The following is a 21,475-nucleotide window of genomic DNA, read 5'->3' on the forward strand; positions in this document are numbered from 1 at the left end:
CGGTCACACGGCCTGTGCGGGGGTGTGCTGCTCGTACAGCCTGCTCGGCAGGGGTGGGGTCAGCCAGTTCCGCACGCCCGGCAGGTAGGTCGCCGCGAGCGCCAGGACCAGCATCAGTACGAACAGCACGATCGACCCGCCCTCGATGCCGCACCAGGTGACGAGCAGGCCGCCGAGCGGCGCGGCGAAGCAGAGGGCGCCGTAGGAGGACAGCCGGGAGACGCCGATCACCCGTGCCAGCTCGCGGGGCGCGATGTGCTCCACCTCCGTCACCCTGATCGCCACGTTGCTCATCGCGCCGCCGTAGCCGGTGGTGATGAAGGCGAGGGCGAAGAAGATCGGCCACAACTGCCAGGTGGTGCCCAGCACCGCCTGCAGCAGCGCGCCGACCATCGCCAGGAACATCGCCCCGGCCCAGATCCACGCGTGGACCAGCAGGGTGGAGCCGCTCGGCTTCCTGTAGTGGGCCCGCAGGGCGCCCAGCGCCCCGCCCACGCCGCCCACGGCCAGCACCAGCCCGATGGTCAGCGGCGACATGCCCTCGGAGCCCGCGATGAAGATCATCACGAGCGTGTTGACGAGCAGGTTGGTCAGCGTCACCAGCGTGATCGCGCCCCGCAGGAAGACCTGCCTGCGCAGCACGCGGAACCCTCCCGACAGGTCGTGCAGCAGCGACGCGCGGGGCGGCCGGGGGCCGGAGCGGCGCAGCAGCGGAAGCGTCAGCAGCGAGGAGAGGAAGAACAGGACGGCGTTCAGCACGAACGGGACCATCGCCCCCAGCCCGAACAGGTAGCCGCCGAGCGGCCGGCCCGCCAGCGAGGCCAGATGCCCCGCCCCCTCGCTCTTGGCCAGCGCGCTGCGTACTTTCACCGGCTCCACCAGCGACGGCAGGAGCGACGTCTCCGCGAGGTTGTACATCACCCAGAGCGTGCCCTCCAGGAGGGCGGCCAGGATGAGATGCACCAGGTGGGGCTCGCCGAACGCCAGCGAGGCCAGCACCGACAGCACGGTGAGGAAACGGCCCAGCTCGGCGACGAACATGATCGTCCGTGGTGACAGGCGATCGACGACGAGGCCACCCGGGACGTAGAAGACCAGAATGGGAATGGTCAGGGCGAACCCGGTCCAACCGGCGGCGGTGGGCGAGCCGGTCTGCGCGAGGGCGAGGAGCGGATAGGCGACGTGGAGCGTCCGGGTGCCGACCGTGGACAGGGCGGAGCTGGTCCAGGCGACCGGAAATTCCAGCCGCTTGGGCAGACGCGGGCGGCCGCGTGCCCCACCCGTACTCCTCAATCCCCTCGCCTCACCCCGTTCTTTCCCGGAGTTGACCTTAGGCTCACAGGAGGCGATTGCCACGGCGACGACCCGCCTCAGTGGGGAGTGGATACAGGATTTTGGCCGCGTACGGCCCGTCGAATTATATGGGAGCGATCAGGACCCGTCAGCCGTCTCTCACCCCGGAAAGCACGCCTCACCAGCACGAAATATGGCCATTTGCTTGCGAAAGATCATTTATTCGACTCTCGTGTATAGAAAGCGCCATTGAGCAGGAATGAGGTGTTAGATGCCCAATTATCACCATTTAAGGCACGCTTTCGCGGCGCTGGGCGTCGCGCCCGGACAGGTCGTCCTGGTGCACTGCTCGCTCAGTGCCATCGGCCGGGTTCACGGCGGTGCTCCGGCCGTCGTCGCCGCGCTGCGTGACCTGCTGGGTCCCGGCGGCACGCTCGTGGTCCCCACCGGGACCCCGGCCAACTCCGACACCTCCTCCTGCTATCGCGCCCTCGTCGCCGGGATGAGCGCCGAGGAGGTCGCCCGGCATCGGGCCGCCATGCCCGCGTACGACCCGGCGACGACGCCGACGGCGCTGATGGGGCGCATACCCGAGCACGTCCGGCAGCTTCCCGGGGCCCGGCGCAGCGCGCACCCGCACACCTCGTTCGCCGCCGTGGGGCCGCACGCCGCCGCCGTCATCGACGGTCACGCGCGTGACTGCCTGCTCGGCGAGCGTTCGCCGCTCGGCCGGCTGTACGACGCCGGGGCGCTCGTGCTGCTGCTCGGCGTCGGCTACGACCGGTGCACGGCCTTCCACCTGGCCGAGTACCGTTTCCGTGACGATCCGCCGCGCCGGTCGTACCGGGGGGTGGTGGACGACGGGCGGGGGCGGGAGTGGTGCGAGTTCGAGGACGTGGACCTCGACGCGGGCGACTTCGCCGCGCTGGGCGCCGCGTTCGAGCGGGCCTGCCGGGTGCGGCGCGGGCCGGTGGGGGACGCTACCGCGCGGCTGTTCCCGCTGAGGACGGCCGTGGACTTCGCCGTCGCCTGGCTCACCGCCAACCGCTAGAAGCACCCCGCCGTCACGGCAGGGGCCCCGCTGTCAGGGGATGGCGCTCATGACGACGCGGGGGGCCACGTCGATGCCCAGGGCGCGCTCGTGCTCCACCAGGGCGCGCAGCTCAGGGCCCCAGTCCTCGGCGGGCAGGACGTGGAAGCCGTGGCGCTCGTACCAGGGGGCGTTCCAGGGCACGTCGCGGAAGGTGGTCAGCGTCACGGCGGGGGCGCCCGTGGCGCGGGCGTGGTCGAGGACGGCGGCGACGAGCCGGCCGCCGATGCCCCGGCGCATCCGCTCGGGGCGTACGGCGAGCTGTTCGAGGTGGAGGTTGCCGTCGACGTGGCCGACGAGGGCGAAACCGTCGGGCGGGTCGCCCTCCACCAGCACCGGGCTGGGGTCGGTGACCTCCTCGATCATCGTCGTGCCCGGCGGGAACGTGATGCCCACCTGCTCGAACAGCCCGTCGGCGGCCAGCTCCACAGCCGTCAGGCCGGGAAGATCCGCGGATTCAGCCCATCGCACCATGCCGACACGGTCTCATGATTGCCGACGCGGACGCCCGCGAATATTAGTGTGATGATCGTAGGCTCGGCTGTGCGGAGCCGGGAACCCCTCCTTCACCCGTGCCCGCGACCTCGTCCCGAGGTGGCGGGCACGGCCTCCGTCTAGAGGTCGAGCAGGGGCTCCAGGCCGACGGTGAGGCCAGGGAGCTCGCGCACCCGGCGCACGCCGAGCAGCACGCCGGGGGCGAACGCGGAGCGGCTCATGGTGTCGTGGCGGATCGTGAGCGTCTCGCCGTCGCCGCCGAGCAGCACCTCCTGGTGGGCGATCAGCCCGGCCAGGCGCACCGCGTGCACCCTGACCCCGTCGACGTCGGCGCCGCGCGCGCCGTCGAGCTCGGTGGTGGTGGCGTCGGGCATGGCGGGGGACCCGGCCTTGGCGCGCGACTCGGCCACCAGCTCGGCGGTGCGCCGGGCGGTGCCCGACGGGGCGTCGGCCTTGCCGGGGTGGTGCAGCTCGACGATCTCGACCGACTCGAAGTGACGCGCCGCCTGGGCGGCGAAGTGCATCATGAGCACGGCGGCGATGCCGAAGTTGGGGGCGATGAGGCAGTTGGTGCCCGGGGAGGCGGCCAGCCAGCCGCGCACGGTGTCGAGCCGCCCGGCGTCGAACCCGGTGGTGCCCACCACCGGGTGCACGCCGTGCGCGATGGCCCACTCCAGGTTGCCCATGACCACGTCGGGATGGGTGAAGTCGACCACCACCTCCGCGCCGTCGAGGCCCTCGATGGGGTCGTCCTTGTCGAGCGCGGCCACCAGCTCCATGTCGGCGGCCGCCTCGACCGCCCTGCACACTTCGACGCCCACGCGGCCTCGCGCGCCGAGCACACCTACCCTGATCACGGGGTCAACCTTATACCGCTCAGGCGATCGCGCCGGAGAAGTCCTTGTCCCCGTACGGGCCGATGACGGCGAGCGTGAGCGGCCGGTTGAACACGTCGGCGGCCACGCCGGCGATCTCGTCGGCGGTGACGGCCTCGATGCGGGCGAGCACCTCGTCCACGGAGAGCAGTTCCTCGTAGACGAGCTCGTTCTTGCCGATGCGCGACATGCGCGAGCCGGTGTCCTCCAGGCCGAGCACGAGCCCGCCGCGCATCTGGCCCTTTCCGCGGACGATCTCGTCCTCGGTCAGGCCGTCGGCCACCACCCTGGCCACCTCGTCCCGGCAGATCTTGAGCACGTCGTCGATCTTCGACGGCAGGCAGCCGACGTAGATGCCGAACTGGCCGGTGTCGGCGTAGGCCGAGGTGTAGCTGTAGGCGGAGTAGGCCAGGCCGCGCTTCTCCCGGATCTCCTGGAACAGCCGCGACGACATGCCGCCGCCGAGCGCGGCGTTGAGCACGCCGAGCGCGAAGCGGCGGTCGTCGGTGCGCGACATGCCGGTGGTGCCGAGGACGAGGTTGGCCTGTTCGGTCGGCCGGTCGAGGACGCGGACGCCGGAGCGGGCCGGGGCGCCGGGGCCGCTGGTGCGCGGCGGAGCGTAGTCGGCCGGGCCCGTCAGGGCGCCCGAGCGCTCGTAGGCCCGCATGACCAGCTCCACGACCTCCTCGTGGCGCACGTTGCCCGCCACCGAGACGACCGTGCGCAGCGGCCGGTAGTAGCGGTGGTAGTACTCGGCGATGCGGTCGCGGCCGAGCGCGTTGATCGACTCGACCGTGCCGAGGATGGGCCGCCCGATCGGCGAGTCGCCGTAGAGGGCGGCCGCGAACTGCTCGTGCACCACGTCGGACGGGTCGTCGTCGTGCATGGCGATCTCCTCCAGGATCACGCCCCGCTCCGACTCGACGTCGTCCTCGGTGACGAGCGAGCTGGTCACCACGTCGGCGAGCACGTCGACGGCGATCGGCAGATCCTCGTCGAGCACCCGCGCGTAGTAGCAGGTGTACTCCTTGGCGGTGAAGGCGTTGATCTCCCCGCCGATGCCCTCGACGGACGCCGAGATCTCCATGGCGTCACGGGTGGGCGTGCCCTTGAACAGCAGGTGTTCGAGGAAGTGGGTGGCCCCCATGTGCTCGGGGGCCTCATCACGCGAGCCGATGCCGACCCACATGCCGACCGCGACACTGCGCACGGTCGGCATGGTCTCGGTCACCACGCGCAGCCCACCGGGGAGGACGGTGCGCTTGACGACCCCGGCCCCGTCCCGGCCGGGATGCAGCGTGGTTGTGATCACGAGTTGCGGTCGTCCCCGTCGTCGGCGCGGGGCGCGCGGACCCGGGTGCGGGTGCGGCGCGGACGCTCCTCGCGCGGCTTGTCGTCGCCTGCCGGGGCCGCGGCCTCGGGCTCGGCGTCGCCGCCGGCCTCGGCCTTGGCCTCCTTCTCGGCCGCCTCCTTCTCGATGACCTCGACGGGCACCAGGGAGAGCTTGCCGCGCTGGTCGATCTCGGCGATCTCCACCTGGATCTTCTCGCCGACGCTCATCACGTCCTCGACGTTCTCGATGCGCTTGCCGCCGTGCAGCTTGCGGATCTGCGAGACGTGCAGGAGGCCGTCCTTGCCGGGCATCAGCGAGATGAACGCGCCGAAGGCGGCGATCTTGACGACCGTGCCCAGGTAGCGCTCGCCGACCTCCGGCATGTGCGGGTTGGCGATGGCGTTGATCGCCGACCGGGCCGCCTCGGCCGAGGGGCCGTCGGTGGCGCCGATGTAGATCGTGCCGTCGTCCTCGATGGTGATCTCGGCGCCCGTGTCGTCCTGGATCTGGTTGATCATCTTGCCCTTCGGGCCGATGACCTCGCCGATCTTGTCCACCGGGACCTTGATCGTGATGATGCGCGGCGCCGTCGGGTTCATCTCCGCCGGGGAGGCGATGGCCTCCTGCATGACGTCGAGGATCGCCAGGCGGGCGCCCTTGGCCTGCTTGAGCGCGCCGGCCAGCACCGAGGCGGGGATGCCGTCGAGCTTGGTGTCGAGCTGGAGCGCGGTGATGACGTCGCGGGTGCCGGCGACCTTGAAGTCCATGTCGCCCATGGCGTCCTCGGCGCCGAGGATGTCGGTCAGCGTGACGTAGTCGTCACCCTCGCCGATCAGGCCCATCGCGATGCCCGCGACCATCTCCTTGAGCGGCACACCGGCGTCGAGCAGCGCCATCGTGGAGGCGCAGACCGAGCCCATCGAGGTGGAGCCGTTGGAGCCGAGCGCCTCGGAGACCTGGCGGATGGCGTACGGGAACTCCTCGCGCGAGGGGAGGACCGGGATGAGCGCCCGCTCGGCGAGCGCGCCGTGGCCGATCTCGCGGCGCTTGGGCGAGCCCACGCGGCCGGTCTCACCGGTGGAGTAGGGCGGGAAGTTGTAGTTGTGCATGTAGCGCTTGGTCCGCTCGGGGTTGAGCGTGTCGATGACCTGCTCCATGCGCAGCATGTTCAGCGTGGTGATGCCCAGGATCTGGGTCTCGCCGCGCTCGAACAGGGCCGAGCCGTGCACCCGGGGCACCACGTGGACCTCGGCCGACAGGGCGCGGATGTCCTTGGTGCCGCGGCCGTCGATGCGGACGCCCTCGTTGATGACCCGCTCGCGCATGAGCTTCTTCATCGCCGAGCGGTAGGCGGCGGAGATCTCCTTCTCGCGGCCCTCGAACTCCGGCAGCAGCTTCTCGGCGGCGACCGCCTTGATGCGGTCGAGCTCGTTCTCGCGCTCCTGCTTGCCCGCGATGGTGAGGGCGGCGGCCAGCTCGGTCTTCACCGCGGCCTCGACCGCGGCGTAGACGTCCTCCTGGTAGTCGGGGAAGACCGGGTACTCGGCCGTCTCCTTGGCGGCGACCTGGGCGATGCGGCCCTGGGCCTCGCACAGCACCTTGATGAACGGCTTGGCGGCCTCCAGGCCCTCGGCGACCGTCTCCTCGGTGGGGGCGACGGCGCCGTCGGCGACCAGCTTGAGCGTGTCGCGGGTGGACTCGGCCTCGACCATCATGATCGCGACGTCGCCGTCGTCGAGCAGGCGGCCGGCCACGACCATGTCGAACGTGGCGCGCTCCAGCTCGGGGTGGGTCGGGAAGGCGACCCACTGGCCGTCGATCAGCGCGACGCGCACGCCGCCGATCGGGCCGGAGAAGGGCAGCCCGGCGAGCTGGGTGGACAGCGAGGCGGCGTTGATGGCGACCACGTCGTAGAGGTGCTCGGGGTTGAGCGCCATGATCGTCGCGACGACCTGGATCTCGTTGCGCAGGCCCTTGACGAACGAGGGGCGCAGCGGCCGGTCGATCAGGCGGCAGGTGAGGATGGCGTCCTCGGAGGGACGGCCCTCACGGCGGAAGAACGAGCCGGGGATGCGGCCCGCGGCGTACATGCGCTCCTCGACGTCGACCGTGAGCGGGAAGAAGTCGAGGTTTTCCTTGGGGTTCTTGGACGCGGTGGTCGCGGACAGGACCATCGTGTCGTTGTCGAGATAGGCGACGGCGCTGCCGGCCGCCTGACGCGCGAGCCTGCCGGTCTCGAACCGGACCGTGCGCGTGCCGAATGAGCCGTTGTCGATGACGGCTTCAGCAGTGTGGACACCCTCCACGGGGGACCTCCTTGGTCAGTCGGTCTCCCGCGCCCATTTCACCGGCACCCTCGTTAGGTGCAGCGCCGGTCTTCGATCGAAGCGCCCGGTCTTGGTTACCGGAAGCCACTACCGAGGACCGGCCCGCAGGCGTCGCGGGTCGCATGGTGCTGAGCGGACGCGGGGGCTCTCAGTGTCTCGGATATTCAGTTGTACGTCAGGCGCGTGCGGCGGTGCCGCTCGACGCGCCGGACCATATGAGAAGGGAGCGGCGAGGCACGCCGCTCCCTTTCCATGTTATCGGCGCAGGCCGAGCCGCTCGATGAGCGAACGGTAACGCGCGATGTCGACCTTCTGCAGGTACTTCAGCAGGCGACGACGGCGACCGACGAGCAGCAGCAGGCCACGACGGCTGTGGTGGTCGTGCTTGTGGGTCTTCAGGTGCTCGGTGAGCTCGCTGATGCGCTTGCTGAGCAGCGCGATCTGCACCTCGGGCGACCCGGTGTCACCGTCGACGGTCGCGTACTCCGCGATGATGGTCTTCTTGGCAGCGGTGTCGAGGGACACGGCTCTCCTTCTTCTACGGGCACGCGTGAATGAAACAGAAATGTTGCGAACGACCGTGCGTGCCTACAGTCGCCGCGCGAAGGCCGTCAGGGCAGCGCACAGCACCGCCGTTACAGAGCCGACATGCAAGGTTACCACCTCATGCGTACTGCGCGGCGTACTCCTCCGTCGGCTCGATGTTGGTGATCACGTCGATGAGCACGCCCGTGGGGTCGGCGACGATGAAGTGGCGCTGGCCGAAGTCCTCGCTGCGCAGCTCCAGCTCGGGCTTCAGGCCGCCGTCGAGGACGAGCCGCCGCCATTCGGCGTCGACGTCGGCGACCTCGAAGTTGAGCAGCACGCCGGCGGCCCTCTTCCGGTACGCCTCGGGCAGCGTCGGGTGCGTGTGGTCGAGCAACGCCAGCTCGTACGCGCCCCGGCGCAGGCTCACGTACCAGTCTGCCTCGAACGTCACCTCGAACCCGAACCGCTCGACGTAGAAGTCACGCGACTCGGCCACCTTGTCGGTGCAGATGACCGGATAGTAACTGCTGAGCTCCATGCCCAACTCCTTTCACATACCGATGGTACGCTAAATGGCATACCGGCGGTATGTCAAAGAGGAGCGCAGGATGACCAGGGCAGAGCAGCGCGAACGCACCAGGAAGACGCTGATCAGCGTGGCCAGGCGGCTGTTCGCCGGGCACGGCTACGCGGCGGTGGGGCTGGCCGAGATCGTGCGCGAGTCCGGCGTCACCAAGGGCGCCCTCTACCACCACTTCGACGGCAAGGCCGAGCTGTTCAGGGCCGTGCTGGAGGAGGTGCAGCAGGAGGTCGCGGCCCGGGTGGCGGCCGCCGCCGACGCCGAGTCCGGCGCGTGGGCGCAGCTCAAGGCGGGCTGCGCCGCGTTCCTGGCGGCGGGCGCGGACCCCGAGGTGCAGCGCATCATGCTGGTCGACGGGCCCGCCGTGCTGGGCTGGAGCGAGTGGCGGGCGATGGACGAGGCCGCCTCGGCCCGCCACCTGGCCGAGGCGCTGACCGCGCTGATCGACGAGGGCGTGATCGCGCCCCAGCCGGTCGCCCCGCTGACCCACCTGCTGTCGGGGGCGATGAACGAGGCCGCGCTCTGGCTGGCCGGATCGGCGCGGCCCGGCGACCTGGCCGACACCCAGGCTGCGCTGTCGAGACTGCTCGACTCCCTGCGTTGAGGAGCGTGTTAGGAGGTCAGCCGCCTGGCCTCGTCGACGTCGGCGTGGATCTGCGCGACGAGCTCCTCGATCGAGTCGAAGCGGGTGTTGCCGCGCAGCCGCGCCGCGAACTCCACCGCCACGTGCACGCCGTACAGCTCCAGGTCGTCGCGGTCGAGCGCGTACGCCTCGACGGTGCGCGGCACTCCCTCGAACGTGGGGTTGGTGCCGACGGAGATGGCGGCGGGCCAGCGCTCGCCCTCGTAGAGGGCCGGCAGGTTGGCCACGGGCACGCACTCCAGCCAGCCGGCGTAGACGCCGTCGGCGGGGATGGCCGTCTGCGGCGGGGTCTCGACGTTGGCCGTCGGGAAGCCGAGCTGACGGCCGCGCTGGTAGCCGCGCACCACGACGCCCTCCACCCGGTGCGGGCGGCCCAGGTCGGCGGCGGCGCCCGCGACGTCGCCGTCGGCCACCCGCCTGCGGATCTCCGTCGAGGAGACCGCGTCGAGCAGCGGCACCTCCTCAACCGTGAAGTCGAACTTGTCGCCCAGCGCGCGCAGCACCTCGGCGTCACCGGCGGCGCGGTGGCCGAACGCGAAGTCCTCCCCCACCACGACCACGGCCGCGCGCAGGTCGTCGGCGAGCACCTCCTGGGCGAACTCGGCCGGGCTCAGCTCCGACATCTCCACCGTGAACCCGAGCACCCGCACCTCCTGCACGCCCAGCCCGGCCAGCAGGCCGGCCCGGCGGCGCGCCGCCGTCAGCCGCAGCGGCCGGTAGCCGGGCCGCACGACCTCCTCCGGATGCGGCTCGAACGTGAGCGCCACGGACCGCATCCCGCGCTCGCGGGCGATCTCCACGGCCCGCCCGGCCACCCGCTGGTGACCCCGGTGCACCCCGTCGAACACGCCGATCGTGACGACAGACCTCTCCGAATCCCGCACGCCCGGCCCCATTCGCTTCGTGGCGGATCAATCCCTGAACAAGCCTGCCATGCGCGGCCCCGTTACCCGCAATCGGGCGGGTACGATCGTCCCCACCATGCCTCAGTACGCCTTTCTCATCCTGCCTGCCTTCAACCGCGTCTACGGGGAGAGCGCGCCCCGGCTCACCCGCTCCGAGCTGGCGGTCTTCGCCGGACGGGCGCTGCCGGGTGGCGTCTCGGGCATCGAGGAGCGGCTGATCGGCGGCCTGCCCTACGTCACGTTCGAGACGGCCGGGCCGCTCGGCGCGGACGAGGTCGCGCGCCTGTCCAACCTGTCGTCGGTCTACGCGCTGTTCGAGCGGGAGGGCGAGCTGCTGCGCCCGCTGACGATGCGCCCGCTCGACCGGCTGAGCAGCGACCTGATCACGATCCAGAAGTACGCCGGCAAGACGAACGAGCACTTCACCAAGCTGCTGCTCAACGTCACGGCGCTGGCCACCGACTTCCCGATGGACGCCCGGCTGTCCGTGTTCGACCCGATGTGCGGGCGCGGCACGACGCTCAACCAGGCCCTCATGTACGGATATGACGCCTATGGCGTTGACGTTGACGCCAAGGACTTCGAAGCCTACTCCGGCTTCATCAAGAAGTGGCTGCGCGACAAGCGGCTCAAGCACACCGCCGAGACCGTCCCCGTCCGGCGCGAGCGCGCCCTGGTCGGGCGGCGGCTGCAGGTGACGTTCGGGCTCACCAAGGAGGCGTTCAAGGCGGGCGACACCCAGCACGTCTCGGTGGTCAACGCCGACACCCTGCGCTCGCGCGAGTTCTTCAAGCCGGGCACGTTCCACCTCGTCGCCACCGACGCCCCCTACGGCGTGCAGCACGGCAGCAAGGGCGGCAGCGGGCTGTCCCGCAGCCCGCTGGAGCTGATCGCCAAGGCCGCGCCCGTCTGGGCCGGCCTGCTGCGCCCCGGCGGCGCCCTCGGCATCTCCTGGAACACCTACGGCGGCACCCGCGACGACCTCGCCGCGATCCTCGCCTCCGCCGGCCTCGACGTGGTCGCCTACCCCGACTTCGAGCACTGGGTCGACCAGGCGATCGTGCGCGACATCATGGTCGCCCGCAAACCCGCCTAGGAGACGAACACCGCGAGCGGCTTGGCCAGCCTGCCCTGCTCCTCCACCAGCGCCAGCAGCTCCCCGTCGGGCCCGAACATGCCGATCGGCCCCTTGCCCAGGCCCGCCGCCGGCAGCCGGCCGCCGTGCCGCACCACGCGCGCCTCCTCGGGCGTCACGTCCCGGCGCGGGAACGCCGCCGCGACCGCCTCGCCGATCGGCAGCACCACGCACTCCTCCGTGAGCTGCTCGATCGTCCTGGCCCCGCTCAGGTCGTACGGGCCCACCCGGGTGCGGCGCAGCGCCGTCAGGTGGCCGCCGACGCCGAGCCCGGCGCCCAGGTCACGGGCCAGCGCCCGGATGTACGTGCCGGACGAGCAGCGGATCGTGGCGTCCACGTCCACCAGGTCGTCCTTCACCCGCACGTCGGTGACCTCGAAGCCGTGCACCGTCACCGGCCGCGCCTTCAGCTCCACGTCCTCGCCGGCGCGCGCCAGCTTGTAGGCGCGCTGCCCGTCCACCTTGATCGCGCTCACCTGGGGCGGGATCTGCATGATCTCCCCCGTGAGCGCGGCGACGCCCTCGTGGACGGCCTCCGGCGTCACGCCCGACGCCGAAGCCGTCGCCGTCACCAGCCCCTCGGCGTCGTCGGTGTTGGTGGTGACGCCCAGCCGGATCGTGGCCTCGTACACCTTCTCCGTCAGCGCCAGGTGCCCGAGCAGGCGGGTCGCCTTCTCCACTCCCACCACCAGCACGCCCGTCGCCATCGGGTCGAGCGTGCCCGCGTGGCCGACGCGGCGGGTGCCCGCCAGGCGGCGCAGCTTGGCCACCACGTCGTGCGACGTCCACTCGGCCGGCTTGTCCACGATGATCAGGCCACTTTCGGCCATCACGCCTCTCTCAGCAGTTCCCGGAACTTCGCCACGGTCTCCTCGACACTGTCGTGCGAGGTGAACCCTGCCGCGTTGTGATGACCGCCGCCGCCCAGCGCGGCGCAGACCGCCGCCACGTCGACGCGGCCCTTCGACCTCGTCGACACCTGCCAGGCGCCCTGGTCGTCCTCTTTCAGCACCGCCGCCACCTCCGCCTCGTCGGTGCGGCGGATCACGTCGATCAGCCCTTCGAGCTCGGAGTACGGCAGGCCGCGGGCGGCCCGGTCGACCCGGGTGACGTACGTCCACACCAGGCCGTCGTCGAGCACCACCCGGTCGAGCGCGGCGGCCATCACCTTGAGGTAGCCGAACGGGGAGCGGTCCCACAGCTCCCTGGCGATCTCGTCGGTGTGCAGCCCGGTCGCCACCAGCCGCGCCGCCATCTCGTGCGCGGCGGGCGTGGTCGAGGAGTGACGGAACGACCCGGTGTCGGTCACCAGCCCCGTGTAGAGGCAGGTGGCGATGTCACGGTCGAGCGAGCCGCCCAGGCGGTAGATCAGCTGCTCGGCCAGCATCGCCGTCGCCGGGGCGCCCGGGTCGATCAGGTCGAGGGTGCCGAACCCGTCGTTGGACGGGTGGTGGTCGACCACGATGAGCTGGTGCGCCCGCCTGACGCTCTCGCCGAGCAGCCCCAGCCGGGCGACCGACGGAGAGTCGAAGGTGATCATCAGCTCGGGCTCGGCCGGGTAGTCCGCCGGCGGCACCAGCATCTCCTGCCCCGGCACGAACCGCAGCAGCCTCGGCACCGTGAAGTCGTGGTCGCCGAACGAGGCCGCCACGCGCTTGCCCATCGACCGCAGCACGAAGCCCACGGCCAGCATGGACCCGAGCGCGTCACCGTCGGGCGACACATGGCAGGCCAGCGCGATGTCCTCGGTCTGCGAGATGAGCTGGACGGCGCGCCGCCACGCCGACTCGGGCACCGGCGAGCTCGCCGGCTGCGCCGTGTCGGCGTAGACGCGGGGCGGGCGGTCCAGCCTGTCGCGCACGTCGGGTGTCACGCCGCGGGTCCCGCCTGCTCGTCGTCCTCCTCATCGGGCTTGCGATAGGGGTCGGCCTCGCCCGCGTAGGCGGCGCCCGCCGCCTTCGCCGCCACCTCGGCGTCCCGCGCCCGCGCCGCGTTGATCAGGTCGTCGAGCTGGCGGGCGCTGTCGGGCAGCGGGTCGTGCCGGAACGTGAGCGTCGGGGTGAAGCGGACGCCCGTCTGGCGGCCCACCTCGGAGCGGATGATGCCCTTGGCGCTCTCCAGCGCGGCCGCGCTGTCGGCACGCTCGGCGTCGGAGCCGAACACCGTGTAGAACACCGTCGCCTCACGCAGGTCGGCGGTGATCCGCGTGTCGGTCACGGTGACGAAGCCCAGGCGCGGGTCCTTGATCCGGCGCTCCAGCATCTCGGCGACGATCTGCTGGATGCGATCGGCGAGCTTGCGCGCTCGTGCGGCATCCACCATGTTCGCTCCCCCCTCACGCACGACGGGGCGGCCGTCGTGCTGTCGTTCACTCTTCGTCGTTGTAGAGCCGCTGCCTGGCCGACAGCAGCTCGATCTCGGGGCGGAAGGCCACCAGCCGCTCGCAGGAGTCCATCACCTCTTTGCAGTTACCCGCTGAGGCGGAGACCACCGCTATGCCGACCTCGGCCCTGCGGTGCAGGTCGTGATGGCCGGTCTCGGCCACGGCGACACCAGGAAAGCGCCGCTGGAGCTCGGCGACCAGAGGCCGCACGACAGATCGCTTCTGCTTCAGCGAATGCACGTCGCCGAGCAGGATGTCCAGGGTAAGGGCACCCACATACATCGTTGGCAAGCGCCGCTTGTGCTGGTGTCCTGAGCACGCCCGGCCTGGTGCGGCGGCAACCCTGCCCAGGCGTGCGGAAGGCGCCCGGCGGATGGTCCGCCGGGCGCCCGGCCACGGGTCAGGCCCGCGGCTTCTCCCGCATCTCGAACGTCTCGATGACGTCGTCGACCCTGATGTCGTTGTAGCCGACCCCGATGCCGCACTCGAAGCCCTCACGGACCTCGGTCGCGTCATCCTTGAAGCGGCGCAGCGACGACACGGTCAGGTTGTCCGCGACGACGACGCCGTCGCGGATGATCCGGGCCTTGCTGTTGCGCACGATCAGACCGGAGCGGACCAGCGAACCGGCGACGTTGCCGATCTTCGGCACCTTGAAGACCTCGCGGACTTCGGCGGTGCCCATCTGGACCTCTTCGAACTCGGGCTTGAGCATGCCCTTGAGGGCCGCCTCGATCTCCTCGATCGCCTGGTAGATGACCGAGTAGTAGCGGATGTCGACGCCCTCGCGCTCGGCCAGGTCGCGGGCCCGGGGCTCGGGCCGGACGTTGAAGCCGATGATGACCGCGTTGTCGTCGGCGACGGCCAGGTTGACGTCGTACTCGGTGATCGCGCCGACCGCGCGGTGCAGGACACGGAGCCTGACCTCGTCGCCGACGTCGATCTTGAGCAGGGCGTCTTCCAGGGCCTCCACCGAACCGGACACGTCACCCTTGATGATGAGCTTGAGCTCGTCGACACGACCCTTCTCAAGGTCGCTGAACAGCTCTTCGAGGGTGCGGCGACGGCTCGACTTGGCCATGTCGGCGCTGCGCTTGCGCGCCGCGCGCTGCTGGGCGATCTGCCGGGCCATCCGGTCGTCGGTGACCACGATGAAGTTGTCACCGGCGCTCGGCACCGCCGTCAGACCCATGACCAGGACCGGACGCGACGGCGTGGCCTCGTCGACCGCGTCGCCGTTGTCGTCGAGCATCGCCCGGACGCGGCCGAAGGCCTCGCCACAGACGATCGAGTCGCCGACGCGCAGCGTGCCGCGCTGGACCAGGACGGTCGCGACAGGGCCGCGGCCCTTGTCGAGGTGAGCCTCGATCGCGATGCCCTGAGCGTCCATCGTCGGGTTGGCCCGCAGGTCGAGCTCGGCGTCGGCGGTCAGCAGGATCGCCTCGAGCAGAGCCTCGATGCCGGTGCCGTTCTTCGCCGAGATGTCGACGAACATGGTCGAGCCACCGTACTCCTCGGCCACCAGGCCGTACTCGGTGAGCTGGGCACGGACCTTGTTCGGGTCGGCGCCCTCCTTGTCGACCTTGTTCACCGCGACCACGATCGGCACGTCGGCCGCCTGGGCGTGGTTGAGAGCCTCGATCGTCTGAGGCTTCACACCGTCGTCGGCCGCGACCACCAGCACCGCGATGTCGGTGGACTTGGCGCCTCGGGCACGCATGGCGGTGAACGCCTCGTGACCCGGGGTGTCGATGAAGGTGACCCGGCGCTCTTCGCCCTCGTGCTCGGTGGAGACCTGGTAGGCACCGATGTGCTGGGTGATGCCGCCGGCCTCGCGCGCCGCCACGTTGGTCTTGCGGATGGCGTCGAGCAGCTTCGTCTTACCGTGGTCGACGTGACCCATGACGGTCACGACCGGCGGACGCGGGGCCAGGTCGGCCTCGTCGCCCTCGTCCTCGCCGAACTCGATGTCGAAGGCCTCGAGAAGCTCGCGGTCCTCCTCCTCCGGGCTGACGACCTGGATGTTGTAGTCGAGCTCGGCGCCGAGGAGCTGCAGCGTCTCCTCGTTGACCGACTGGGTCGCCGTCACCATCTCGCCGAGGTGCAGCATGATCTGCACGAGCGAGGCGGGGTTGGCGCCGATGCGGTCGGCGAAGTCGGACAGCGAGGCGCCGCGCGGCAGCCTGATCGTCGCGCCGTTGCCACGGGCGACCTGCACACCGCCGATCGCCGGAGCCGACATGTTGTCGAACTCCTGGCGCCTCTGACGCTTGGATTTGCGGCCACGCGCCGGACGGCCACCGGGACGCCCGAAGGCTCCCGCCGTGCCGCCGCCACGACCACGGCCACCGCCGCCGGGACGACCGCCGAAGCCGCCGCCACCGGGACCGCCGGTGCCCGTGCGCTGACCGGTGCCGCCGCCACCCGGGCGACCGGCGAAACCGCCGCCGCCACCGGGACGACCGCCACCGCCGCCACCCGGACGGCCACCGCCGCCACCGGGACGGCCGCCGCCACCGCCACCGCCGCCCGGACGGCCACCGCCGCCGGGACCGGCAGGACGGCCCTGCGGCATCATCATCGGGTTGGGACGCGGCCCACCCGGACGCGGGCCACCGGCGCCGGGACCCGGACGCGGACCCGCCGCACCGGGCGGACCCGGACGGGGGCCGGGCGCCGGCCTGGCGTCGCCGCCCGCGCCGCGGTTCTGCGGCGGACGCGGGATCGCGCCGTCACGCGGCGGACCCTCACGACGCTCACGCGGGCCGCGGTCGCCGCCCTCACGGTTGCCGCCGGGACGCGGCGGACGGGACTGGCCCATGCCGCTGGCGTTCGACGAGAACGGGTTGTTGCCCGGACGCGGGCCACGCGGGCCCGGCTTGGGGCCGGGACCGGGGCGCGGGCCGCCACCGGCCGGAGCACCCGGACGCGGGGCCTGACCGCCGCCGCCACCACCGGACGGCGTGCCCGGACGCGGCGCCGGACCGGGCTTGGGACCCGGACGGGCGGCAGGGCCCGGACGCGGGCCCGGGGCCGGCGGACGGGTGCCGCTGTCGAAGCGCGCCTGCGGCGCGCCCGACGTCTCGCCGCGCGCGGCCTCAGGCTGCTCCTGCTGCTGCGGCGGCTGTTGCTGCTGCTGCTGGGGCATGGGAACCGACGGACGCGGCGTGCCGCCGCCCGCGGGACCCGGACGGGGACCCGGCTTGGGAGCCGGACCCGGACGCGGACCTGGAGCAGGCGCCTGCGGGGCGCCGTTGCCTGCCTGGCCGTCAGCCGGCCGAGGCGCAGCCTTCGGCGGCTGCGGCCTGTTGGACGACGAACCGCCGCCTCTGGAGGGCCCACCCTTCGATGCGCCCAGAGCTTCGGTGAGCCTGCGGACGACCGGCGCCTCGATGGTCGAGGACGCCGAACGGACGAACTCTCCCATTTCCTGGAGCTTGGCCATCACGACCTTGCTCTCTACGCCGAACTCCTTAGCGAGCTCGTATACCCGGACCTTCGCCACTGCACTCCCTTACTCGGCCCGGGAGGCTGGCTGTGCCGTCCGGACCGTCGCTACCTTGACGTCTTCATCGCCGCGTGCTCATCAGGCGCTCATAGCAATCTGACTCCGCCCCATCAACTCGGCGTCCTACATGACATGTGGTTCTCCTTCTAGGTGCGCCCGCACTCGCGAGACGTCAAGCGGCCCCAGCACGCGAAACGCGCGCGGGAACGCTCGGCGACGCTCGGCGAGCTCAAGACAGCTCACGGACAGGTGCAGCGATGCGCCCCGGCCGGGAAGCCGTCCTCGCAGGTCAGGGACCACCTGGTCCTCGACCCGCACCAAACGGAGCAGCTCGGACTTTGCCGTGCGAACCCTGCAGCCCACACAGGTGCGCTGTGGGGCCGCGTGGCAACCATATTCCAGCTTACCGTGTCGACGCATCTACGGAACCGGCGGCATCCTCGGCTTGGGTGTCGGGACGGATGTCGATCCGCCAGCCCGTCAGCCGCGCGGCCAGGCGGGCGTTCTGCCCCTCCTTGCCGATGGCCAGCGAGAGCTGGTAGTCGGGCACGATGACCCGCGCCACCCGTCCGTCGAGATCGAGAACCTCGACGTGGGAAACACGGGCGGGAGACAGGGCATTCCCCACGAACTCCCCCGGGTCCTCCGACCAGTCGATGATGTCGATCTTCTCGCCGTGCAGCTCGGTCATCACGTTGCGCACCCGCGACCCCATCGGGCCGATGCAGGCGCCCTTCGCGTTGACCCCCGGCTTGCGGGACCGTACAGCGATCTTGGTGCGGTGGCCGGCCTCTCGCGCCACCGCGGCGATCTCCACGGTGCCGTCGGCGATCTCCGGCACCTCCAGCGCGAACAGCTTCTTCACCAGGCCGGGATGCGTGCGCGACAGCGTGACCGACGGGCCCTTGTGGCCCTTCTTCACCTGCACCACGTAGGCGCGGATGCGCTCGCCGTGGCCGTACTCCTCACCCGGGACCTGCTCGTGCGCGGGCAGCACGGCCTCGATCTTGCCGAGGTCGACCAGCACCACGCGCGGGTCCTTGCCCTGCTGGATCACGCCCGAGACCAGCTCGCCCTCACGGCTGGCGAACTCGCCGAAGTTGATCTCGTCCTCGGCGTCACGCAGCTGCTGCAGGATGACCTGCTTGGCGGTGGTCGCCGCGATCCGGCTGAAGTTGCCAGGAGTGTCGTCGAACTCCCGGACGATCTCGCCGTCGTCGTCGAGCTCCGCCGCCCAGATCGTCACGTGACCGCTCGCGCGGTCGAGCTCGGCCCGCGCCTTGGGAGCCGCGCCGTCCGTGCGGAAGTACGCGATCAGCAGCGCGTCCTCGATCGCCTTGACGACCAGGTCGAAGGAGATGTCCTTCTCCCGCTCCAGGCTGCGCAGGACGCTCATGTCGATGTCCACGAGGCTTCCCCCTTAGCCTTCGTCGCCGTCGACGTCGTCGATCCGGCGGAACTCCACCTGCACCCTGCCCCGGGTGAGGTCCTGATAGTCGAGCCTGCGGCCGGCTCCATCGACGTCGAGGTCGACACCGCTGTCGTCGGCGGCCACGACCCTGCCCTCGACCACCGTGCCGTCGCGCAGCTCGGCCTTCACCAGCCGCTTGGCCGCCCGCCGCCAGTGGCGCGGCTCCGTCAGCGGCCGGTCGACGCCCGGCGAGGACACCTCGAGCGTGTAGGCCGACTGGCCCATGGTGTCGTCCTCGTCGAGGGCCGCGGACACCGCCTGGCTCACGTCGGCCACGTCGTCTAGGCTCACGCCGCCGTCACGGTCGACGACCACGCGCAGCAGCTTGCGCTTCCCGGCCTGCGTGACCGTCACGTCCTCGAGATCGAGGCCCTCCGCGCCGACCACGGGCTCCAGGAGCTTCATCAGGTGGTCGCGGGGTGATGCGCTGCCCATATCGACCTCCCCTATTGTCATGTCTCAGCCGGGCGGACCTCGCCCCTGGCTCTCCCGTCGTCTGGCCGCTCAGCCAGCGACGACAGTTGACACCCTATCTGTAGGAAGGGGCGGAGGAAGCGTCACTCGGCACGGCTCGCGCCTGACCGCGAGCGGGGGTACGAGCCCGTACGATGCTTTCTTGCGGTCCGTAACACTGGAGGTCCCTGCCCGTGCGCCAGCCACACCTCTCCCGGCGCACCGCGCTGGCGGCCGGAGCGGTCGTCCTGGCGCTCGCCGGGTGCAGCGCACCGCGCGAGGCCGGCCCGCCGTCGCAGGCGCCGGACACCCCTGACCAAGCGCTTGCCCGCGTGCTCATGGCCGAGAAGCAGCGGACGATCTCCCTGTACGCGGCGATGATCGCCAAGGGGTCCGCCAAGCTCGTCCCTTACCGGCAGCGCCACGAGGCCCACCTGGCCGAGCTCCGCCGCCGCTTCCCCGCCCTCCGCCCGGCCGCCCCGGCCACCACCGGGACCGCTTCGCCGGGCCCCACCGCTTCCTCTTCGGCCACGCCGACGCCGCCGAAGGTGACGCTGTCGCAGCTACGCGGCATCGAACGCAAGGCCGCCGCCGCCCGGCCCCGCCAGATCGCCGGCGTCACGCCGTCGCTCGCCCAGCTCGTCGCCAGCATCGGCGCCTGCGAGGCGCTCCACGCCCGCACCTCCGTCAAGGCCCCCGCCCCGCCGGCCGCCGCCGGCACCACCAGCGCCGCCGACCTCGGCAAGCTCCGCAAGGCGCTCGCCGCCGAGCACGCGGCGATCTTCGCGTACGGGGTGCTCGGCGCGCGCACCACCGGCCCCCTGCGCGCCCGCCTCGCCGGCAACTTCGACGCCCACCGCGAGCGGCGCGACGAGCTGCGCGTCCTCATCACCGCCCGCGGCGACCGGCCCGTCGAGCCCGAGGCCTCGTACGCCCTCCCGTCGGTTCCCTCCAGCGCCGCGGCCGCCACCCGGCTCGCCGGGCAGGTGGAGTCCGGCCTCATGGCCGCCTACCTGGAGCTGACGGCCGCCACGGACGCCGGCCTGCGCCAGTACGGGGCCACGGCCATGCAGGAGGCGGCGGCCCGCGCCCACGCCTTCACCCCGGGCATGACGCCCTTCCCCGGCCTGCCCGCCCCCGCCACCCCGCCCCCACCCGCCACGGCCACAGCCACCCCAAGCGGCTGACCCCCGCCTTTACGCCCGCCCCGTCAACCCCGCGTCCCCCGCGGACGGTGGGCCGGTGCCGTACGCGCCGCGGAGCGCCGTACGCGTTGCGCCGGACCCCACCGTCCCCCCTCCTCGCCGCACCGGCGCCGGGAAGGGGCGAACGGGCGCGCTCGTCGCCCCGGCCACGGCGGGACGGCGCCGTGCGTGCCCCATCCCTCAAGGGCGGGCAGGCCGATGCCGCACACGCCCCGAAGCGCCGTGCGCGTTGCGCCGGACTCCACCGTCCCCCCTCCTCGCCGCACCGGCGCCCGGGAGGGGCAGACGGGCGCGCGGTCACCGACCCCCGCTACGGCGGGCCGGGTGCCGTACGCGCCCCGAAGCGCCGTGCGCGTTGCGCCGGACTCCGCCGTCCTCCTTCTCGCCGCACCGGCGCCGGGGAGGGGGTCGCTCGTCGCAGCCGCCACGGCGGGACGGCGCCGGGGCTGTGGGGTGGTCAGCGGCGGCGGCAGAGCATGAGTTCGGTGGTGGGGCTTTCGCGGAGGACGCGGACGAGGCGGCGTTCGAGGGGGTGGAGAAGGGCGCCGGCGAGCCAGCCGGTGACCTCCGTCAGGGTGACGGCGCGCAGGAGGCCGCCCCAGAGCTTGCGCCAGAGGGGGTGGGCGTCGACCTGGGCGTTCATGAGCACGAGCATGGGGACGCGGCGGATGACGTCGAAGCCGGCCTCGTCGAGGGCGGCGGTGATCCACGGGAGCGTGTGGTTGACCTGGTAGTCGGAGCGCTGCTCGGGCCGGTGGAGGAAGTTCTCCGACAGGACGAAGACGCCGCCCGGCCGGACGGCCTCGCCGATGGAGCGCAGCGCGGCCTTGTAGCGGTCGTCGTCGGTGATGTGGAAGAGCATGTCCATCGCCGACACCACGTCGTAGGAGCCGGGTTCGAGGGCGCCGGCGGGATCGGCGATGTCGAGGCGGAGGAAGGAGGCGCTGGAGAAGCGTTCGCGGAGCCGGTCGACGGCGGCCTGGGTGAGGTCGCTGCCGGTGATCGTCTCGACGCCGAGGGCGCGCCACTGGCGGATGTAGAAGCCGGTGCCGGAGCCGACGTCGAGGACCCGGGCCTTGGTCAGGTCGAGCGGGATGGCGGCGGCTTCACGGCGGAAGCCTTCGGCGCGCACCCGGTACATCCAGATGTTGAACGCGCGGCCGAGCGCCTTGTAGCCGACTCCGCTCTCGGTCCAGTCGGACTGCAGGCGTGATTCCCAGAAGTCTTTCAGTTCGGCGTGTGGCTTCATCG

General features: G+C 71.6%; 21 protein-coding genes. 4 read left to right on the plus strand and 17 right to left on the minus strand.

What is annotated here, in order from left to right; genetic code table 11:
- Positions 1-3 precede the first annotated feature (3 nt).
- Positions 4-1,293, minus strand: coding sequence for an MFS transporter (locus AB0G11_RS11060; protein WP_219503515.1), 1,290 nt, complete (start codon positions 1,291-1,293; stop codon positions 4-6).
- A 271-nt stretch (positions 1,294-1,564) separates the two neighbouring features.
- On the opposite strand from AB0G11_RS11060, the gene AB0G11_RS11065 reads away from it, so the two are divergent.
- On the plus strand, positions 1,565-2,344 hold the full coding sequence (locus tag AB0G11_RS11065; protein ID WP_357585329.1) for an AAC(3) family N-acetyltransferase: 780 nt from the start codon (positions 1,565-1,567) through the stop codon (positions 2,342-2,344).
- A 33-nt stretch (positions 2,345-2,377) separates the two neighbouring features.
- Here AB0G11_RS11065 and AB0G11_RS11070 read toward each other — a convergent pair whose 3' ends face one another.
- From AB0G11_RS11070 to AB0G11_RS11095, 6 genes are all read right to left on the minus strand, one after another.
- Positions 2,378-2,857, minus strand: a complete 480-nt coding sequence (locus tag AB0G11_RS11070) for a GNAT family N-acetyltransferase (RefSeq protein WP_357585331.1) — start codon at positions 2,855-2,857, stop codon at positions 2,378-2,380.
- 140 nt (positions 2,858-2,997) lie between these two features.
- Positions 2,998-3,735, minus strand: a complete 738-nt coding sequence (gene dapB / locus AB0G11_RS11075) for a 4-hydroxy-tetrahydrodipicolinate reductase (protein WP_219503524.1) — start codon at positions 3,733-3,735, stop codon at positions 2,998-3,000.
- 19 nt (positions 3,736-3,754) lie between these two features.
- Complete coding sequence (locus AB0G11_RS11080) at positions 3,755-5,062, minus strand: pitrilysin family protein (RefSeq protein WP_357585426.1); 1,308 nt, start codon at positions 5,060-5,062, stop codon at positions 3,755-3,757.
- A complete protein-coding gene (locus tag AB0G11_RS11085) occupies positions 5,062-7,392 on the minus strand; it encodes a polyribonucleotide nucleotidyltransferase (protein WP_219503528.1) in 2,331 nt (776 codons plus the stop codon). Before AB0G11_RS11085 ends, AB0G11_RS11080 begins: the two co-directional genes overlap by 1 nt.
- A 276-nt stretch (positions 7,393-7,668) precedes the next feature.
- A complete protein-coding gene (rpsO, locus tag AB0G11_RS11090; RefSeq protein WP_049573881.1) occupies positions 7,669-7,938 on the minus strand; it encodes a 30S ribosomal protein S15 in 270 nt (89 codons plus the stop codon).
- A gap of 139 nt (positions 7,939-8,077) precedes the next feature.
- On the minus strand, positions 8,078-8,479 hold the full coding sequence (locus AB0G11_RS11095) for a VOC family protein (protein WP_219503530.1): 402 nt from the start codon (positions 8,477-8,479) through the stop codon (positions 8,078-8,080).
- A 70-nt stretch (positions 8,480-8,549) separates the two neighbouring features.
- Between AB0G11_RS11095 and AB0G11_RS11100 the strand changes: the two genes are divergently transcribed.
- Positions 8,550-9,125 carry a TetR/AcrR family transcriptional regulator gene (locus AB0G11_RS11100; protein WP_219503532.1) on the plus strand — a complete coding sequence of 192 codons (576 nt, stop codon included), beginning with the start codon at positions 8,550-8,552 and terminating at the stop codon, positions 9,123-9,125.
- 8 nt (positions 9,126-9,133) lie between these two features.
- Here AB0G11_RS11100 and AB0G11_RS11105 read toward each other — a convergent pair whose 3' ends face one another.
- A complete protein-coding gene (locus AB0G11_RS11105; RefSeq protein ID WP_219503535.1) occupies positions 9,134-10,060 on the minus strand; it encodes a bifunctional riboflavin kinase/FAD synthetase in 927 nt (308 codons plus the stop codon).
- A gap of 85 nt (positions 10,061-10,145) precedes the next feature.
- On the opposite strand from AB0G11_RS11105, the gene AB0G11_RS11110 reads away from it, so the two are divergent.
- Positions 10,146-11,165 (plus strand): SAM-dependent methyltransferase, encoded by a 1,020-nt coding sequence (locus AB0G11_RS11110; RefSeq protein WP_357585333.1) that lies wholly within the window; start codon positions 10,146-10,148, stop codon positions 11,163-11,165.
- Here AB0G11_RS11110 and truB read toward each other — a convergent pair.
- The 8 genes from truB to rimP form a co-directional block, all read right to left on the minus strand.
- The gene (truB, locus tag AB0G11_RS11115; protein WP_219503542.1) at positions 11,162-12,034 is read right to left on the minus strand and encodes a tRNA pseudouridine(55) synthase TruB; all 873 of its coding nucleotides are present in this window, start codon (positions 12,032-12,034) and stop codon (positions 11,162-11,164) included. The genes AB0G11_RS11110 and truB overlap by 4 nt on opposite strands.
- A complete protein-coding gene (locus AB0G11_RS11120; RefSeq protein ID WP_219503545.1) occupies positions 12,034-13,077 on the minus strand; it encodes a bifunctional oligoribonuclease/PAP phosphatase NrnA in 1,044 nt (347 codons plus the stop codon). Before AB0G11_RS11120 ends, truB begins: the two co-directional genes overlap by 1 nt.
- A complete protein-coding gene (rbfA, locus tag AB0G11_RS11125; RefSeq protein WP_219503564.1) occupies positions 13,074-13,526 on the minus strand; it encodes a 30S ribosome-binding factor RbfA in 453 nt (150 codons plus the stop codon). The genes AB0G11_RS11120 and rbfA overlap by 4 nt, the downstream gene beginning before the upstream one ends.
- Before the next feature lie 46 nt (positions 13,527-13,572).
- On the minus strand, positions 13,573-13,869 hold the full coding sequence (locus tag AB0G11_RS11130) for a DUF503 domain-containing protein (RefSeq protein ID WP_219503616.1): 297 nt from the start codon (positions 13,867-13,869) through the stop codon (positions 13,573-13,575).
- A 118-nt stretch (positions 13,870-13,987) separates the two neighbouring features.
- On the minus strand, positions 13,988-17,092 hold the full coding sequence (gene infB, locus AB0G11_RS11135; RefSeq protein WP_219503566.1) for a translation initiation factor IF-2: 3,105 nt from the start codon (positions 17,090-17,092) through the stop codon (positions 13,988-13,990).
- 126 nt (positions 17,093-17,218) lie between these two features.
- Positions 17,219-17,515, minus strand: a complete 297-nt coding sequence (locus AB0G11_RS11140) for a YlxR family protein (RefSeq protein WP_219503585.1) — start codon at positions 17,513-17,515, stop codon at positions 17,219-17,221.
- The gene (nusA, locus tag AB0G11_RS11145; protein WP_308125700.1) at positions 17,499-18,503 is read right to left on the minus strand and encodes a transcription termination factor NusA; all 1,005 of its coding nucleotides are present in this window, start codon (positions 18,501-18,503) and stop codon (positions 17,499-17,501) included. The genes AB0G11_RS11140 and nusA overlap by 17 nt, the downstream gene beginning before the upstream one ends.
- Positions 18,504-18,515: 12 nt before the next feature.
- On the minus strand, positions 18,516-19,001 hold the full coding sequence (gene rimP, locus AB0G11_RS11150) for a ribosome maturation factor RimP (protein WP_219503587.1): 486 nt from the start codon (positions 18,999-19,001) through the stop codon (positions 18,516-18,518).
- A gap of 212 nt (positions 19,002-19,213) precedes the next feature.
- Between rimP and AB0G11_RS11155 the strand changes: the two genes are divergently transcribed.
- Positions 19,214-20,206 (plus strand): ferritin-like domain-containing protein, encoded by a 993-nt coding sequence (locus AB0G11_RS11155; protein WP_357585335.1) that lies wholly within the window; start codon positions 19,214-19,216, stop codon positions 20,204-20,206.
- Between the two features lie 475 nt (positions 20,207-20,681).
- On the opposite strand, the gene AB0G11_RS11160 is transcribed toward AB0G11_RS11155, so the two are convergent.
- The gene (locus AB0G11_RS11160; protein ID WP_357585337.1) at positions 20,682-21,473 is read right to left on the minus strand and encodes a class I SAM-dependent methyltransferase; all 792 of its coding nucleotides are present in this window, start codon (positions 21,471-21,473) and stop codon (positions 20,682-20,684) included.
- Positions 21,474-21,475: the final 2 nt, after the last annotated feature.

The sequence above is a fragment of the Nonomuraea sp. NPDC023979 genome (genome assembly GCF_040639085.1).
Lineage (GTDB): Bacteria > Actinomycetota > Actinomycetes > Streptosporangiales > Streptosporangiaceae > Nonomuraea > Nonomuraea ceibae.